Source organism: Aquimarina atlantica (genome assembly GCF_000626715.1).
Lineage (GTDB): Bacteria > Bacteroidota > Bacteroidia > Flavobacteriales > Flavobacteriaceae > Aquimarina > Aquimarina atlantica.
In genome coordinates, this window is sequence record NZ_AQRA01000006.1 from 252,476 (window position 1) to 270,906 (window position 18,431).

Below are 18,431 nucleotides of genomic sequence, written 5' to 3' on the forward strand. Positions count from 1 at the left end.
TTAAAGAGATAATACCATTCTTTGCATTTCTCTATGTTCATCTTTTAGATCAGGATAATCTAGGTCATAAAAAGAAATAGTTTCAAAACCCATTTTTTTATAAAAGAGTAGTGCAGGACTGGTACTCATTACATCTAACCATACTATTTTCTTATCTAGGCTAATAGCATAATTTTTAACAAACTCAATTCCCTTCTTACCAATGCCTAGACCTGTGGCTGATTTTAAAAGATATATTTTCTCTAACTGCAGTGTTATAGAAGTATCAAACCCTTTAATAGCTTCTTGCTTTTTTATTTTTAGTAACCCTAAAGATGTATTTGCCTTTCGAATTAAAAAATAAACAATGGTATCTGTTTTAAAATCTTCTTCAAAAGCTTCTTGATTGAAACTTAGATTTATATAATAGCTGGGATCATTATTTTTCCAAATATGGGCATAATGTTCGGGATAGAATTGTTGACTTATTTTACTTAACTCATTAATATCTTTAGCAGAACATTCTTTAAAAACTACTTCTTGCATATTCTAAGGCCACAATATTGTAGCAATTTTTATAAGTTGTATCTACTCTTTCCACTTAATATTACAACCAATACTTGGTTTTTGTTCTTCAGAAACTTTGGCATTGCGAAGTACAGCATCAAGTGCCTGACGAAGATCACGACCATTTACAGGAATTCCGTTTCCGGGTCTGGAATCATCAAGTTGCCCTCGATAAATGAGTTTTAATTCTGAATCAAATAAGTAAAAATCTGGGGTACAGGCAGCATCATATACTTTGGCAATATCCTGGGTCTCGTCAAATAAATATGGAAATGTATAGTTGTTTTTTTGAGCAGTTTTCCACATTTCTTTAGGAGCATCCTGGGGATATTTTTCGATATCATTACTGCTAATAGCCACAAAACCAAATCCCTGAACCCGATAGTCATTAGCGATACGTACTATTTCTTCGTTAACATGGATTACAAAAGGACAATGATTGCAGATAAACATAACCACGGTTCCTTTTTCACCTTTTACATCGTTTAGAGAATACGTGTCATTAGTAATAGAGTCTACAAGTGTAAAATCGGGTGCAATAGTACCAAGGGGTAACATATTAGAAGGAGTACGAGCCATGATTTTCTTTTTTTGAAAGGTTTCAAAATTACAATATTATACCATATAAGTCTACAAAAACAGACCTTAGTTACAACTGTAATTTACAATTTTAAACATTGAACTCATCTTGCTTTTTTCTGTTTGTAAAACATAAGGTTTTTAATCCTTGATGATACCTTTTTTATAGGGTATAGCTACAGTTTGAAAAAACCAAGATGAGTAAGTTTACTTACTACTTTTTACATTTCATCACTAAAGAAAATAGCATTCATTAGTAATTTATTCGTCCCATACCAGAAAGCTCTAAAATTAGTATTGTCGGTAAACAAGATTATATTTCCTTTTCCGAAATCATTATGCTTAAAAGGAACTGTTCCTGATAGAGAATCCAAATTCTTTTTACTAATATAGCCACTTAACAATGGTTTTTTTGTATATCGAATTGGATTGTTGTAACTCTGCTTGTCTGGTTTAATAAATAATTTTGTGTTTCTAAATAGTGAAATTTTGTTGTTCTTATATCCAAAATTAATAGGGTGAGAACGATCTATTTCGGCTTCAAAAATAGCCCCGCCAATTACTTGTGCGCCACTAAAATCTTGCTTTTGTTCAAAAGATATGTTTTTTGCATCATTTTTTGGAGTAGCAAATTCGATTTTCATGAATTCATTATTCTTAAAAAACTGGGCAGCATTTCTGTATCCAATTAACGTCCCGCCATTACGAACCCATGTTTTTAATTTTTCTGCTTTTTCTTTGTCAAAAGACTGTCTCCAACTATTTGGTAGCACAATATGTGTATACTTTGATAAAGTAATTCTGTTAAAATTACGGGTTTCTAATTTTGTAATAGGAATATCATAACGTTGATCCATTAAATGCCAGATTTCTCCAGCATCATATGGCGTGATTCCGCTACCTGTAAACAATCCTATTCTTGGGAGTGATAAAGCACGAAATTGATTGCTTCCGAGGTCGATTCCCTTGGTAAGGCCCGTAGAAACACCAGTGATATTAATATGATTCTCTGCAGCTATTTTTTGTAACAGTTTATGAATCTCTTGTTTGTTCAGCTTTTGATTCTGAACCGGGATTAAAATTGTGCCATAGTCATACTCATTGTTTTCTAAAGAAAAAGGTCTCATCCCAACTTTGGCTCGCAATCCACTAGCCAGAATCCGATATAAAGCCTTTGGAGTGTAATACTCATGCCATTGTATCAGATATGCATAATCACTTTTATTAACGGGATTGGTTTTTCGATACGTGAGATCTGATATTTCGGCACCCATATTAGAAATAGCTGCGTTTTCAGCATAATCCAGATTAAAAGCCAAAGGAAATGTCCAGGCAGAAACATCATAAAAGAGACTATCTTGAAATGTTGTTCTTTTTTCAAAAATAGCTTTTAATAATCTTTTTTGTCGCTGGTTCTTGGGAACAATATAGCTATACTCTTTTTTGAAAAAATTACCTTGAATGGCCACATCTTGCTTAAGTTCGTATAATTTGATTTGATGCCTTTTAAGGATTTCGGCAAGGTGATAAGATGAAGCAGCATCTTTTTCGTTACCAAAAATATAAGCATCTTTAGTTATTTCCTTTCTTGCGTTGTTGTAAAAACTTCGTTTATATTCTAATAATTCTTTACGCATTGATTTTGCTGCCTCTAATGTAGAAAGTGTTGCCGTAAATTGATTTCTTATTGTAAAGGGAAAAGTGAGTAGCCCATTATCGGTTTGCTGGGCATGACCACGCGAACTACCTTGTTCAAATAAGATACCAATGCTCCCATTAATATCTGGGAAAGTAGATCCTTTACCATAATAAAAGTCGTCGAAATTCTCTTCGGTATAATATAGTGAGCCAATATTATCTAACGCTTTAGCATGATAGTTACCAATTTTTTTGGTGAGTTCCTGATTTAATTTAGGGGTTAAAGGATGTGTTCGGGATTGAATTCCTGGTTGAAAAAAGAACGTACTGTTAGATCCCATTTCATGATGGTCGGTAAGAATATTGGGATACCACTTATGAAAAGTCTCGATACGAGCTCTGGATTCTGGTAATTGTACTGGTAACCAATCACGATTCATATCAAACCAATAATGATTTGTTCTTCCTCCAGGCCATACTTCACTATATTCTCGATCTTGAGGATCTGTACTAATATTTTTACTTTTATTGGTATTAGCCCAATAGGCAAAACGTTGTAAACCATCGGGGTTTAATGAGGGATCGAATAAAATAACAACATTGTCTAAAAGATTGTCTATTTCTTGCCCTTGTGCAGCAGCAAGATAGTATGCCGCAACTAATGACGCATTAGAACCACTAGGTTCATTGCCATGAATAGAAAATCCTTGATATACAATTGCAGGTAGGTCTTCTATATGTATTGCATTAGAACCATTTTGAGTAAGTTCTACATGTTTCTTTTGTATTTCCTGCAGGTTTTGATGATTTTTTTCTGAAGTTATTGTAAGTAATAGTATGGGGCGATCTTCAAAAGTTTTTCCTCTATCTTCAATTGTTATTCTGGAAGATGCTTTGGCAAGAGCCTGCATGTAATTTATAAGTTTATCATGGGTTACATGCCATTTTCCCGGAACATAACCAAGTATACTTTGCGGAGTAGGAATCTCGGGATTGTATGTAACATTTTTTGGAAGGTAATACTCTAAAGATAAATCCTCTTGAGCAAAAGAGACAAAGCTTAATAGTGCAAAAAAAACAGTAAAAATATGTTTCATACGTTTTATTTTTTTGTAATTATTTTTGATGGGTGAATATAAAAAAAACCGCTTCAGCGAATGAAGCGGTTTACATAACTTTAACTTAAAGTCGTATTATTGTCTAGATATCGTCAAAACTTACATCTGTAAAGCTTTCTGTTGATGCAGAAACTTCTTCAGCAACTTTATTTTCAACTCCATCTTTTTCATATGATTTCTGAAAATCTTTCTGGTGACGTTCACTTATTACTTCTTCTCCTTTTTCATCGACAATGAAGTGAGTCATTTCATTTAAGATTTCAGTAAAACCAACAAAATCTTCTTTGTATAGATAGATCTTATGTTTCTTATAGTGAAAAGATCCATCATCATTGGTGAACTTTTTACTTTCTGTTATTGTTAGATAATAATCTCCTGCTTTTGTAGCTCTTACGTCAAAGAAATATGTTCTTCTTCCTGCTCGTAAAACTTTTGAGAAAATTTCTTCTTTATCCATCATTTCATTATCACTCATAATCCGTATTTATTAATTAATTAATATGTTATGATGGTTTCAAAAATCCAAAAAAATTGTTAACCTCACAAAAAAAACTCAAATTTCTTTTTCACTAAGTTGTTTTAAATAGAGATCTTTATAATAACCTTTGGTGCTTATTAGTTGATTATGAGAGCCTTGTTGGATTATTTTGCCATCTTCCAAGACAATAATTTTATTTGCATTTTTTGCAGTAGATACCCTATGACTTACGATAAAAGTTGTCTTATTCTTTGAAATTTTGTGAAGATTGTTAAGGATTTCTTCTTCTGTTTCGGTATCTACTGCTGATAAGCAATCATCAAAAAGGAGTACAGGTGGGTTTTTAAGTATTGCTCTCGCTATAGAAACACGCTGTTTTTGACCTCCGGATAATGTGATTCCACGCTCCCCTAAAACGGTGTCATACCCTTTACTAAAACCTATTATGTTTTTGTGTACTACTGCATTTTTGGCAGCTTCATATACTTGATCATCTGTTGCATTCTCGTTGCCAAATTTTATATTGTTTTGTATACTATCACTAAATAAAAATGCATCCTGAGGGACATAGCCAATACTCTCTCTTAAATTGGTTAAGTTGAGGTCTTTTAGAGGAACTCCATCTATTCGTATTTCACCAGATGAAACATCATATAGCCTGCCTATTAAATCTAATATTGTTGATTTTCCAGAACCGGTTTTTCCTATAATACCTATAGTTTCTCCATTTTTAACTTCAAAACTAATGTTTTTTAAGGCTGTGATATTAGTATCATCATAGGTAAAAGAAACATTGTCAAAATTAATATTTCCGGTAATCGGTGTTTTTTGAGTTACGGTATTAGTGATCTCTGGTTCCTGACTAAGAAATTCATTAATTCTTACTTGAGAGGCTTCTGCTTGCTGAACGATAGAGCTAACCCATCCAACTGTAGCTACAGGCCAGGTGAGCATATTAACAAAAATGATAAATTCTACAATTACACCGAGATCCTGTATCGTACCATCGATAAATTGCTTTCCACCGATATAAATAACTAAAATGTTACTAAAACCGATAAGTAAAACCATTAAAGGAAAAAACAGCGCTTGTACTTTGGCCAGGTCAAGATTCTTATCCTTACTCTTATCAGATAATTCGATGAAATTTTTTTGAGTTGGAGACTCAAGACCATATGCTTTGATTACAGAAATACCGCTAAAAGATTCTTGAGTAAACGTGGTTAATTTAGATAAAAACTCCTGTACAATAGTACTACGTTTATGAATGGCAACACTCAACTTATAAATAGATACCGATAATATTGGTAAAGGGGTAACAGTGTATAGAGTAAGCTCGGGAGCTATACTAATCATATATCCTATCACCACAACAAACAGAGTAATAGTATTTACACTATACATAATTGCAGGGCCAACATACATTCTAACTCGGGACACATCTTCGCTAATGCGATTCATAAGATCACCGGTTCTATTTTTTTTATAAAAATTAAGAGATAGTTTTTCATAATGTTGAAACACCTCATTTTTAAGATCAAACTCAATAAACCGAGATACTACAATAAAAGTTTGACGCATTAAAAAGGTAAATAACGCCGAAATAAGTAATGCTCCTGCAATAAGAAGAATATTTAGGATAAGCCCACTTTTTACCTCGGCAATATCGGTAATATCTTTATTAATATATTGTTCTACAACATCTACAGAGTCACCAACTAATGTAGGAACTATTGTTGCAAAAACTCTTGCAATTATAGTAATTACCAATCCAATAATAAGTCGGTATTTATATTTTAAAAAGTATTTGTTCAAATGGCGTAATGCGCGCATAAAAGATTAATATTTATAAGTGAATTTATTAATAAATCCGTAAAGTTTAACAGTGTTAAATTTCAAATTGATAAAAATATGCTATTTTAGCACCCTTATTTTGAGTATAATATAATTGTAATATTTAAAAAATTTATAACATGATAACCGAAGTGTTTACTGCAAATCAACTTAAAAAAGAGGCTCCAGTATTTGGTCAACTATCTTTTGATAATCACGAACAAGTTGTTTTTTGTCAGGACAAAGATACAGGATTGAAGGCAATAATTGGTGTACATAACACAATTTTAGGACCTGCATTAGGTGGGACTAGAATGTATGACTATGCAACAGAGTGGGATGCACTTAATGATGTATTGAGGTTATCACGAGGAATGACGTATAAAGCTGCCATTACAGGTTTGAATCTTGGAGGAGGAAAAGCGGTAATTATCGGAGATCCTAAAAAAATAAAAACACCAGAGCTAATGAAACGCTTTGGTAAATTTGTGCATACACTGGGAGGTAAGTATTATACTGCAGAAGATGTAGGTATGGAAACTTCTGATATGGATACCGTAAGAGAAGTTACTCCTTATGTAACAGGAATATCCGAATCAAAAGGAGGGGCAGGCAACCCTTCTCCGGTTACAGCTTATGGTGTGTATATGGGAATGAAAGCGGCTAGTAAATTTGCTTACGGAAATGATGCACTAGAAGGAAAACGAATTTTGGTTCAGGGAATTGGACATGTAGGAGAAGAATTGGTGCGTTTAACCTCTGAAGAAGGAGCAAAAGTAATAATTAGTGATATCAACCAGGAAAGACTCGAAGCTGTAAGTACTAAGTATGGTGTTGATATTTATAAAGGAGATGATCTATATGCAGAAACAGCAGATATTTATGCTCCTTGTGCTCTTGGCGCAACCGTTAACGATCAAACAATTGATAAATTAAAAGTAAAAGTGATTGCGGGAGCGGCAAATAATCAATTAGCTAACGAAAATATTCATGGCCCTTTATTACAAAAGAAAGGAATTGTGTATGCTCCGGACTTTTTGATTAATGCAGGAGGTATTATTAATGTATATGCAGAGATCGAAGGGTATGGCAGAGATCAAATTATTGCCAAAACCGAGAAGATTTATGATACTACTTTAGATATTTTAAATAAAGCAAAAGCAACTAATGTGACTACAAATGCAGCAGCAATTAGTATAGCTGAAGATAGAATTGCAGCACGGAAAAACGAAATGTAATCATACCTTTAAAAATTAAGACGGTTTTGTAACACAAGAAAAGTGAATTAAAGAAAAACCAATAAATTTTTAAAATACCATTACCTCATAAAAAAAGAAGTTTTAAGGTAGGTGCGATTAAAAATAATAGTATTTTTGCAGGGCAAAAGTTAAAACATACTTTTGCCCTTTTTTAATATAAAGTTCTTTGTAATTTTCTATGTTAACCAGAAGACATATTAGAGTAAAAGTAATGCAGTCTCTCTATTCGATAGAGCAGACGCAAAGTGATAATCTAGGTAAAGAAGAAAAATTTCTTCTTTATAGTATTGATCAGATGTATGAATTATTTATTATAAATCTTCAGCTTCTGGTAGAAATTAGAAAACATGCAGCTGAGTTTTTGGCAAAAAGTCAAAAAAAATACCTTGCTACTTCCGAAGAAAAAAATCCTAATACCAAATTTATCAATAACGAAGTCTTGTTATTGCTAGAGAAAAATATTCAACTCAAAACAGAAATTGAGAAAAAAAAATTGAATTGCTGGGAATTAGATGATGAGTATGTGGCTATATTATGGAAAGAGATTAAAGAAAGTGAGCTGTATACAGATTATATGAGTACTAAACTTAGCTCTTTTAGAGAAGATAAAGATTTTGTACTCGACATTTTCAAAGAAATCATAGCTCCCAACGATAAGTTGTATGAATATATTGAAGATAAAAAGTTAACATGGGTTGATGATCTGCCACTGGTAAATACTTCGATTATTAAAATGCTTAGAAAAGTTAAGTCATCTCATGATGAGCAAATGGGGCTGCCTAAGCTATATAAGGATATAGAGGACAAGAAGTTTGCAACCGATATTTTTAGAAAAACAGCACTTAATGGTGTAGAGTTTACAAAAGAAATTGATGGTAAAACACCAAATTGGGATCAGGATCGTATTGCAGAATTGGATAAAGCGATCATAAAAATGGCTATTTGTGAGTTTGTAAAGTTCCCATCAATACCGGTAAAAGTAACAATTAACGAATATTTAGAAATTGCAAAAGAATATAGTACACCTAAAAGTAGTATTTTTATCAATGGAATTTTGGATAAAATTTCTAAAGAGTACCGGGAAAACGGTAAATTGAACAAAGTAGGTCGTGGATTAATGTAATATTTAGAAAAAATAGTATTTTTAACCCTCAAATAATTAAAAAACCCAAGTAATGAAAAAAGGAATCTTAATTTTAGCCGGAGTTTTTGCTATGACAGTTATGTCGTGTAAAGACAATGCCGCAGAAAAAGTTAAAGAAGAAAATGTAGAAATAGCAGCAGATCGTGACGCAAAGAACGCAGATTTTCCTGTGATGACTTTTACTAAAACAGAACACGATTTTGGAACGATTAATGAAGGAGATGTTGTAGAGCATAAGTTTGAATTTACCAATACTGGTAAAGCACCGTTGGTAATCGTAAGTGCAAAAGGTAGCTGTGGATGTACTGTACCAGAATGGCCAAAAGATCCGATTGCACCAGGAGCAACAGGAGAGATGTTAGTGAAGTTTAACTCTAATGGAAAACCAAATCAGCAAACTAAGCAAGTTACTATAACTGCTAATACCGAAGCTGGGAAAGAAATTCTTAAAATAAAAGCTATGGTAACTCCAAAGGCTAAGCCTGTTAGTGGAACACCAGTAAGCGAATAATTTATTTATGGAGCAAATACAATCATTTCTTCCTTTTATCTTAATATTTGTCGTAATGTATTTTTTTATGATACGACCACAGATGCAAAAAGCAAAAAAGGAAAGAAAATTTGCTGAAGACTTAAAAAAAGGAGATCGTGTCGTAACAAAAAGTGGACTTCATGGTAAAGTTTTTGACTTCAGTGAGAAAAATAATGCTATTATTATTGAAACAGGATCTGGTAAATTAACGTATGATAAATCTGCAATATCGTTGGAGATGAGTCAAAAGTTAAATCAACCAGCAGATAAGAAGTAATAACTAGCCTACTTGTTAAAAGCGCGATGAAATTATTTTAATTTTACCGCGCTTTTTTGTTTTCGATATCTTATACCTTTGATTATTGCTTTTTATTACTAATCCGTAAGAAACAATAACATCAACAATTTTCAATCTGGATAAATTGTTAATTTACTTCTTTGCCGTTAATTCAGCAATTTTAACGATTACTTCTACGGCCTTGATCATACTCTCTACAGGAACATATTCGTATCGACCATGAAAATTGTGTCCGCCTGCAAAAATGTTCGGGCAAGGCAGTCCCATAAAACTTAATTGCGATCCATCTGTTCCTCCTCGTATAGGTTTTATAATCGGTGTAATATCTAGAGATTTCATAGCTTCTTCTGCAATATCTACAATATGCATTACAGGTTCTACTTTTTCTCGCATATTAAAATACTGATCTTTAATTTCTATATGTACAACCTCTTTGGCATGTTGAGTGTTAATTTCATTTGCCAGATTTTTCATCACTTTTTTTCTGGCTTCAAAATGCTCTTTATCATGATCTCTAATTATATACTGTAATTGAGTTTCTTCGACATTACCTTTCATAGTATGTAAATGAAAAAAACCTTCTCGACCGCTTGTATGTTCTGGAGTTTCCATCCTTGGTAGTGAATTGATAAAATCCTGTGCGATGTACATGCTATTAATCATTTTTCCTTTTGCATAACCAGGGTGTACAATTTTCCCTTTTATAGTTACTACAGCACCAGCCGCATTAAAATTCTCATATTCAAGCTCTCCAATTTGGCTACCATCCATAGTATAGGCCCAATCTGCACCAAATTTTGAAACATCAAATTTATGGGCACCACGACCAATCTCTTCATCAGGAGTAAATCCTATTCGTATTTTACCATGTTTAATCTCGGGATGTTGTACAAGGTATTCCATTGCAGTTATTATTTCTGTAATCCCCGCTTTATCATCGGCTCCTAATAGTGTTGTGCCATCAGTGGTAATTAGCGTTTGATCTTTATATTGCTTTAAATCTTCAAAATAATCAGGAGAGAGTATAATATTTTCTGATGCGTTTAGTGTAATATCCTTACCATCATAATTTTCAATAATCTGCGGATTTACATTTGCGCCTGTAAAATCGGGACTAGTATCAAAGTGTGATATAAAACCAATAGTGGGCACTTCCTGATCAATATTAGAAGGTAATGTAGCCATGATATAAGCATGCTCATCTATACTAATGTCTTCTAAGCCAATATCCTTTAAATCTTCGACCAGTTTATTAGCAAGATCCCACTGTTTTTCGGTACTGGGAGTTGTATTACTTTCGGGATCACTTTCGGTGTCTATAGTTACATAACTTACGAACCTATTTATGATGTGTTGTTTTGAAATCATGGCTTCTACTATTTTAATATCTGAAGAATTCAAAAATACACTTTTATTAGAACCTTGGATAACTTATTTTTGCACAAGCAAAATTATATTTAATGTATAAATTCTTACTACGTCCTTTACTATTCTTGTTTGATCCAGAAAATGTACATCATTTTACCTTTAGAATGATTCGTTTTTTTTCAAAAATTCCTTTTATCCCGTCAATTTTCAGGAATTTATATAAGATAAATGACCCGAAATTAGAGCGAGAAATTTTTGGATTAAAATTTAATAACCCTGTAGGGCTAGCTGCTGGATTTGATAAGAATGCAGTTTTGTATAATGAATTGGCTAATTTTGGATTTGGGTTTATCGAAATAGGAACAGTGACTCCCAAAGGGCAGGAAGGTAATCCTAAAAAAAGGTTGTTCAGGCTTAAAGAAGATCAAGGAATTATCAATAGAATGGGATTTAATAATAAGGGGCTTGAGGCAATCGTAAACCAACTTCGAAAAAACAAGGGTAAACTTATTATAGGAGGAAATATAGGAAAGAATACAGATACGTTACCAGAGCATTATACCAAAGATTATCTAGAGTGTTTTCGAATATTACACCCATATGTAGACTATTTTGTGCTTAATGTAAGTTGCCCAAATGTGGGGAGTCATGCAAAGCTAAATGATAAAGAATACTTAAACGAATTAATAGTAGCTGTACAAGAAGAAAATAAAACGTTCGAAAAACAAAAACCTATTGTATTAAAGATTGCTCCTGATCTAAATACAAATCAGCTTGATGAAATCATAGAATTAGTAGCAGATACTAATTTAGATGGAGTTATCGCTAGTAATACTTCTGTAACCCGAGAAGGGTTAAAGGCCTCTGAAAATAGATTAGAAGCTATAGGTAATGGGGGATTGAGTGGGCAACCCATAAAAAATAAAAGCACAGAAGTGATTAAATATTTATCAGAAAAAAGTAACAAAGCGTTTCCGATTATTGGAGTAGGGGGAATACATAGTGCTGCCGATGCTATAGAGAAATTAGAGGCTGGAGCAAGTTTGGTACAGTTATATACCGGCTTTATTTATGAAGGTCCCAAATTGATCAGGGATATTAATAAAGCAATACTTAGTCGCTAAGCTTTTAGAAAATGAACTACGAAATTCTATACACCTTTGTTCTGGCAACATCGGCGTTATCAATCTCACCAGGGCCCGATAATATATTTGTGTTAATGCAAAGTGTGGTAAATGGCAAAAAATATGGATTGGCTGTTGTAGCAGGTTTAATGTCTGGATGTTTGATTCATACTACATTAGTTGCTTTTGGAGTATCTGTTATCATTAAGCAAAGTGAAATTCTCTTTTTTGCTATTAAATTATTCGGAGCATTGTATTTGTTTTTCCTGGCGTACAAAGTATTTAGAAGTGAAGCAGCCGTAAGCCTTTCAGAAAATAGTATGCCTAAGAAAAGCCTCGGGCAATTATTTAAGCAGGGATTTATAATGAATGTTTTAAATCCTAAAGTATCGATATTCTTTTTAGCATTTTTCCCCGGATTCTTATTTAGCAAAACAATAAGTAATGTAGTACAATTTTATATACTTGGATTTCTTTTTATAGTAGTTTCATTTATTATTTTTGGCTTGATTGCGATTCTGGCCGGATCTATTGCAGAATATTTAAAAAAGAGTTCGAAAATTGGGAGTGTTCTAAAATGGCTTCAGATTATTGTTTTTATTGGGATAGGAGTTTTTATTCTTATTTCGGGGAAATAAAATATTTTGAATTTAATCCTTGTGAAAAATACTTGATTTCATACTACACTTTATCCTCCTTATCATCTTCCGATGTTGTGTACGTATAGCGATCTGGTGTTACTAATTTTTTGAATTGATGGAAAAAGCGTTCTATTATACCAGTTCTGATTTAAATTTACTCATAAGAAAAATAGTAGATTTTTGACTTAGATGAAAAAGAAAACCCAAGCATAGCAGGGCTACGGTTGTATTTTATTTTGAAATTTTAGGTAAAAAGATGCAGTTTTATTGAGTAAATTTAAGTTGGAAGTGGTATTAATTTTAAATCCTCGGTGATGATTTCCCCAGAGCTAAAATCAAATTAATTACTACTATTTTTTTCGAGTTCCGAAAAATGAAACTAGTGTGGTATATCATTGTATAAAAATGTTAATTTATTATTTTTTTACCAGCAAACCACATTATTTAATTGTCATTTTGATATCGCTAGTCATACTATTGATAATCAAGCATCTAAACTATTTTTTAACAGGTTTATCATATCATCTTTTGTTTTTGGAATAAAACTTGATCTATTACCTATGATATGAATTTTTAAATAGGATGAATATGTCGGTAAGTTTTAAATTAGCAGCCAGAAAGAATCCGGGGGATGCTTTGGTGATAAATAAGGATATAAGAGTGACTACTGTCTTAAAAGAGGTAACTCTGGCATTTATTAAACAAATTAAAATTCGTGATCGTTCGAATATCGCATTAAACCCTATGTTTCAATTCAGAAAAAAAGAACATCTAAACATCTAGTGTATAGCTATAATTTATAAAGATACTCCCTGGCACTTTATGGTGCCAGGGAGTATTTTTTTGCCCAAAAAACGCCAAAACTCACCTAAGAAGCGATTTTTTTTGACCTTAGATGCCGTTTTTTTTCATCTAAGAAGCCGTTTTTTTTGCTCTAGACGACCAAAAATAGTGCTCAAAATCACCAAAAAAAGCACATTTTTACACCAAAAGTATCAAAAAAATGGAGCAAAAAAACACTCTTTTTCTAGCTAAATTTTAATTCAAAAAATTATGATTTCTGCAAATTTTTAGCTCAAAATTCCCTGAAAAACATCTTGTGCAAGTGCACTAATTTATACACATAGTATACTATGAACTCGTTTAGTATATGACAAAAATGACTATAAAATAATAACAGCATTAAAACCGGTAATTTAAAATTAAACATTTGTTAGACCTCACAGGTCTCTAAGACCTGTGAGGTCTAGAATAAAGTCTTATAAAATCAAATTAGTTACTACTATTTTTTTCGAGTTCCGAAAAATGAAACTGGTGTGCTTTATTATTGCACATGGAGTACATAAATATTAACTATATAATTATCTAACTATGAAAACAAAAAGACTGCAATTTAACTTGTATAAACCGTGTAACAACAACAATTTTTAATCTCAAACTAATGATCTATAGTGCTTGCCTTTACTGATTTTGCACACAATAACGTATCGGTTCCACTATAAAAATTCAATCATTACTAAAATTACTTTTATGAAAAAACAACTTTTAAGTTTACTACTTATGGTCTGTACGATAGCCATAAGTCAGGAACTAGACGACGTTAAAAATCCTTTAGAAGAGGCTTTACAGGTTTTTCCTGTATCGCCAGAAGCAGCCTCCTTGGGTAAATACGGGGATGTCCCTGTTAATCTAGCTACGGGAAAGATCAATTACACTGTTCCTATCTATACGATACAACACGGAGGATTTGAATGGCCTATTATGCTGTCTTATAACTATGGGGGGTTAATCGCTGAGCAAGATCATCCTATGACAGGTATAGGATGGGATCTAATAGCCAATGGTAGGATTACCCGACAAATTAGAGGGTTGGATGATGACTATGGAAATCAATCTTTTAAAAACACGCTTTTTGTGCCTTATCTACGAGGAGACTTCAATCATTTAAATCCAGATCAATTAGGAGAAAAAACGTTTAATGTTTACGACAAGATAGCTAACCAGAATCACGATGCAGAGCAGGATAAATATGCTATTAATGTTCCCGGATTAGAAGGTAGCTTTGTTTTTAATGAAGTTGGAGAGGTTGTATTCTTGAACTATAAAAATTATAAAGTTCAGAAAAACGGTGATGTTTTTACAATTGTTAATGATAAAGGGGTTACTTATCACTTTAATATTCATGAGCTAGGTACGCATACGTATACAGCAAATAACGAGCCAGTTGAGAATACTGTTCCGATTAGCTACTTATTAACAAAAATAGTGCTGCCTAATCATAAAGGAGCTATTGATTTTGTTTATGGTGCTGAAGAGTTCTATTCAAAAAGAGTATATTCTGAATCTATGTCATTAGGATATTTAGTTCCAACGGTGATAAAAAGAAGCTCTAGCAATAATACATCGACCAGACGTACCTTACAGAAAATTGTTTTCCCAAACGGAGAGGTTAGATTTAATATTACAAATAGTGTAGATCAAAGCGTAGCTACGCAAGCACTTAATAGTGTCTCAGTATGGAACAGCAGTAAGCAGATTATAAAATATGATTTTACATACAATGACCCTACAAAAAATCGTAAGGTTCTTACTTCTATAACTAAAAGTAATAAAGGAGTAGCGTTGCCTTGGTATCAATTTGAATATCATGCTGCCCCTAACCTTGTTGCTCCGGATCAAAACTATAAGCAACAAGATTTCTGGGGATATTATAATGGGAGTCTACGCCCATTATTACCAGCAGAAAACAGGGAGATTGATCCAAATAAAACAATATCTGGTGCTTTAAAGAAGATTACCTATCCTACTAAAGGGTATAGTGAGATTGTTTATGAGCAAAATAGAATAGCAATAGGAAGTAGTAGCACCGCTTCAAATTGTTCTTATTCTCATAACAAAAGTTTTAGTAAAACTATTAGTATAGAAAATGGAGTCTTTGACAAAGTATTGGATACAATTATACAAGTCCCGGAACAACAAGTTGTCACTGTGAATGGCAACATTACTTTAGGAGAAGGAACTAATTATACGTTTTGGGGTGCAGAATCAGATATTACTATTTCTTCAGTAGGGGGAGGTTGTAGATATCAAAATATTAACCTGAGAATGAAAAAACATGGTGAAACGATTCCTTGTGAACCGGGAACATCAAATGACTGTCCTGATACTTATACCGAAACGAATACTCAAACCGGATTTACCCAAGATGGTAAAATACGTGTTCAGGTTCGTTTAACCGCCCCTTTTAATAGTAGTGCTAAATTTCGATTCTCTATTCGATATGAAGAAAGAGGAGAAGATACCCCTTATAAATTAATTGGAGGTATTAGAGTAAGCCAAACCAAAGATTGTGATGGTGATGGAAATTGTAAGACCAAGACCTATAAATATATCAAAGAAGATGGTACTGATAGTGGTGTGTTAGTGGGTTCCCCTGCAGTTTTTGAGTATCAAACTACTGTAGCAAAGCACCTTCGTGTAACTACCACAACTCATAGAGTTGCAAAAAGTATGCAAGATGTAAACAGTTATGCAGGTTCTCCGGTTTTGTATCCCAGAGTTGAGATATGGGAAGAAGATGGTACTAATGGAAAAACTGTAAATCATTATTCAAGTTTTGGTAATAGCGGCGGTAGTTACCCTTTTGTACCTCCTGTAAACAATGATTGGTTAAAAGGGAAGCTATTAAAATCTGAGGTGTTTGCAAAACGAGGCCAGAACTTTGTACTTCAAAAAGAAACTGTAAACGAGTATCAAACTGTTTATCCTTTCGGACAGTTTGGATTAAGTACTGTAAAAGCATATGGTATGGCTGTTGGAAGAATCATGTATAGATATGGTGAGGATGGGCATTTTAATGGGTTGATTGATGGAAACCCTACACATTACCAATCCAATTTTTATGTAGACTATCCTAAAGAGTACAAACTTGTAAAAACTATTGACAAAGAATTTTTACATGGGCAGACACTTACCAGTGAAACTTCATATACCTATGATAACCCATATGGGCAATTAAAAACACAAACTAATACCGATAGCCATAATAACACAATTGTCACTCAGTTTTTCTATCCGTATGATTTAAGCAACACAGTACATAACAGTTTAATCGATCAGAACAGAATTACAACTCCTATAGAAACTCAAACGAAACAGGGTGATGAATTTGTTGCTTCTCAAACTACAGAGTTTAAAGATTGGGGAGATGGTAAATTATTACCTAAAATGGTTAAAACCTTAAAAGGAGAAAAAAGTACAGTAAATATATTTCAGGATCAGGTAGAGTATTTGAGTTATGATAATCAAGGTTATCCTCTAGAAGTATTACAAGTCGATGGTCGTCATATTATGTATGTATGGGGATATAACAATACCCTGCCTATTGCCAAGATCGATAACGCTAGTTATGTTGGAATTTCTTCAACCGCAAGTTCTTTAATTACACAATTACAAACCGCATCAAATACAGAAGATACACCCGCAGAAGAGGTAACGATGCGTAATCTGTTTAAAGATTTGAGAGAGGACGTTTATTTTGCAGATGCTCAACTCACAGGATATACCTATGATCCCCTTATTGGAGTAACTAGTATGACAGACCCCAAAGGATATACTACCTATTATAGATATGATGAATTTAATAGGTTGCAATACGGGCTGGATCAAAATCAGCATGTTGCACAACAAGTACGATACAATTACCAGGGAGAACAAACGGCTACTTTGGGTGATGTGACCATTACTCCAAGTTTAAGTACCGTACAACCTAATCAATCTGTTACGTTTACATCCAATACCTCAGGGAGTGGTAGTGCTGATATGTATACTTGGTCTGTTGGGGGCACACAAGCACAATGTGATGGTAGTACAAGCTTTACCAAAAGTTTTAGTGCAGAAGGTACCTATGCTGTATCAGTGATCGCTTATAATACCCAAACCAAGCATAGAGTAAGTAAAACCATGAATGTAGTGGTGGCCTATCCTCCTATTAGTGTACCTGCAGTAAGTACAAATTACACCTATGTAGTGAAAGGAACTAATGTAGACTTTAGTGCCTCTAATGTAGGAGGGGGTACAGGTAATTTACGATACGAATGGTATGTCAACAATGCAAAACAAGCCAGTACAGCAACTACGTTGAGATACAATCCTGGTACCGCAGGAACCTATAACGTATATTTTAAAGTTATTGATAACACAAGTGGAAAAACAAAAATTAGTAATACAAGAACATTATACGCATATAATCCTTTAAATACTCCTACGGTAAGTGCGTCAAAAGCGCATATTGTACGGGGTACTACTACAACCTTCACTGCTTCTGGTATAGGAGGGGGATCAGGAAACCGAAGATATGAGTGGTATGTCAATAATGTAAAACAAAGTGCTACAGGAACCACATATTCATATCATTTTCCTACTGCAGGAACCTATACCATTAAATTTAAGGTGGTTGACCTGACAATGCAGAATGCAAATTATAAGTGGGGTGCTAATGCTCCTGTTCTAAAAGTTTACCCTGGTATGACGGCAAGCAGCAGTCAGTCTCATACTTCTATTTCTGGGACTCATCCAAGTGTGTCGTTTAGCATCACTAGTGTAGCAGGAGGTTCGGGATCACGTCAGATCTCATGGAAAGCGTATAAGAGTACAAATCTATCTCATGCCTTAGGGTCAGGTAGTGGTACAAACTTTGGTTTTTCAAACTTTTCAAATGGCACTCATGAATATACCATTAAGGCGACTATAACAGATAATCTTACGGGTCAACAAATCACAAAAACTATGATAGTCGTAGCTACTGTTTCTAGTGATAACGGAGATGGAGACTGCCCAGATTGTGGAGACCAACATTAATCAATAATTAAGTA

Annotated in this window: 14 protein-coding genes; 8 read left to right on the forward strand and 6 right to left on the reverse strand. The window is 33.4% G+C overall.

Going from position 1 to position 18,431, the window contains the following annotated elements:
- The 5 genes from ATO12_RS24980 to ATO12_RS14750 form a co-directional block, all read right to left on the reverse strand.
- Positions 1–525 (reverse strand): GNAT family N-acetyltransferase, encoded by a 525-nt coding sequence (locus ATO12_RS24980; RefSeq protein WP_051575856.1) that lies wholly within the window; start codon positions 523–525, stop codon positions 1–3.
- A 42-nt stretch (positions 526–567) separates the two neighbouring features.
- Positions 568–1,125 (reverse strand): thioredoxin family protein, encoded by a 558-nt coding sequence (locus ATO12_RS14735; protein ID WP_034242926.1) that lies wholly within the window; start codon positions 1,123–1,125, stop codon positions 568–570.
- A 221-nt stretch (positions 1,126–1,346) separates the two neighbouring features.
- The gene (locus tag ATO12_RS14740) at positions 1,347–3,860 is read right to left on the reverse strand and encodes a M14 family metallopeptidase (RefSeq protein ID WP_034242928.1); all 2,514 of its coding nucleotides are present in this window, start codon (positions 3,858–3,860) and stop codon (positions 1,347–1,349) included.
- Positions 3,861–3,963: 103 nt separating this feature from the next.
- The gene (locus ATO12_RS14745; protein ID WP_025666012.1) at positions 3,964–4,356 is read right to left on the reverse strand and encodes a PUR family DNA/RNA-binding protein; all 393 of its coding nucleotides are present in this window, start codon (positions 4,354–4,356) and stop codon (positions 3,964–3,966) included.
- Between the two features lie 78 nt (positions 4,357–4,434).
- A complete protein-coding gene (locus ATO12_RS14750; protein ID WP_034242929.1) occupies positions 4,435–6,192 on the reverse strand; it encodes an ABC transporter ATP-binding protein in 1,758 nt (585 codons plus the stop codon).
- A gap of 140 nt (positions 6,193–6,332) precedes the next feature.
- Between ATO12_RS14750 and ATO12_RS14755 the strand changes: the two genes are divergently transcribed.
- The 4 genes from ATO12_RS14755 (at position 6,333) to yajC (ending at position 9,404) form a co-directional block, all read left to right on the forward strand.
- Positions 6,333–7,430 carry a Glu/Leu/Phe/Val family dehydrogenase gene (locus tag ATO12_RS14755; RefSeq protein ID WP_034242930.1) on the forward strand — a complete coding sequence of 366 codons (1,098 nt, stop codon included), beginning with the start codon at positions 6,333–6,335 and terminating at the stop codon, positions 7,428–7,430.
- Between the two features lie 232 nt (positions 7,431–7,662).
- Complete coding sequence (gene nusB, locus ATO12_RS14760) at positions 7,663–8,574, forward strand: transcription antitermination factor NusB (protein WP_081802089.1); 912 nt, start codon at positions 7,663–7,665, stop codon at positions 8,572–8,574.
- A 52-nt stretch (positions 8,575–8,626) separates the two neighbouring features.
- Positions 8,627–9,106: a DUF1573 domain-containing protein gene (locus ATO12_RS14765; protein ID WP_034242933.1), complete on the forward strand. Its 480-nt coding sequence runs from the start codon at positions 8,627–8,629 to the stop codon at positions 9,104–9,106.
- A 7-nt stretch (positions 9,107–9,113) separates the two neighbouring features.
- A complete protein-coding gene (gene yajC / locus ATO12_RS14770; RefSeq protein ID WP_034242935.1) occupies positions 9,114–9,404 on the forward strand; it encodes a preprotein translocase subunit YajC in 291 nt (96 codons plus the stop codon).
- 153 nt (positions 9,405–9,557) lie between these two features.
- On the opposite strand, the gene pepT is transcribed toward yajC, so the two are convergent.
- On the reverse strand, positions 9,558–10,793 hold the full coding sequence (gene pepT, locus ATO12_RS14775; RefSeq protein WP_034242936.1) for a peptidase T: 1,236 nt from the start codon (positions 10,791–10,793) through the stop codon (positions 9,558–9,560).
- A 92-nt stretch (positions 10,794–10,885) separates the two neighbouring features.
- On the opposite strand from pepT, the gene ATO12_RS14780 reads away from it, so the two are divergent.
- From ATO12_RS14780 to ATO12_RS14795, 4 genes are all read left to right on the forward strand, one after another.
- A complete protein-coding gene (locus ATO12_RS14780) occupies positions 10,886–11,917 on the forward strand; it encodes a quinone-dependent dihydroorotate dehydrogenase (RefSeq protein WP_034242937.1) in 1,032 nt (343 codons plus the stop codon).
- 11 nt (positions 11,918–11,928) lie between these two features.
- Positions 11,929–12,555 carry a LysE family translocator gene (locus tag ATO12_RS14785; RefSeq protein ID WP_034242938.1) on the forward strand — a complete coding sequence of 209 codons (627 nt, stop codon included), beginning with the start codon at positions 11,929–11,931 and terminating at the stop codon, positions 12,553–12,555.
- A 591-nt stretch (positions 12,556–13,146) separates the two neighbouring features.
- Positions 13,147–13,341, forward strand: a complete 195-nt coding sequence (locus ATO12_RS14790; protein WP_034242940.1) for a hypothetical protein — start codon at positions 13,147–13,149, stop codon at positions 13,339–13,341.
- 747 nt (positions 13,342–14,088) lie between these two features.
- Positions 14,089–18,417, forward strand: a complete 4,329-nt coding sequence (locus tag ATO12_RS14795) for a PKD domain-containing protein (protein ID WP_034242941.1) — start codon at positions 14,089–14,091, stop codon at positions 18,415–18,417.
- Positions 18,418–18,431 lie beyond the last annotated feature (14 nt).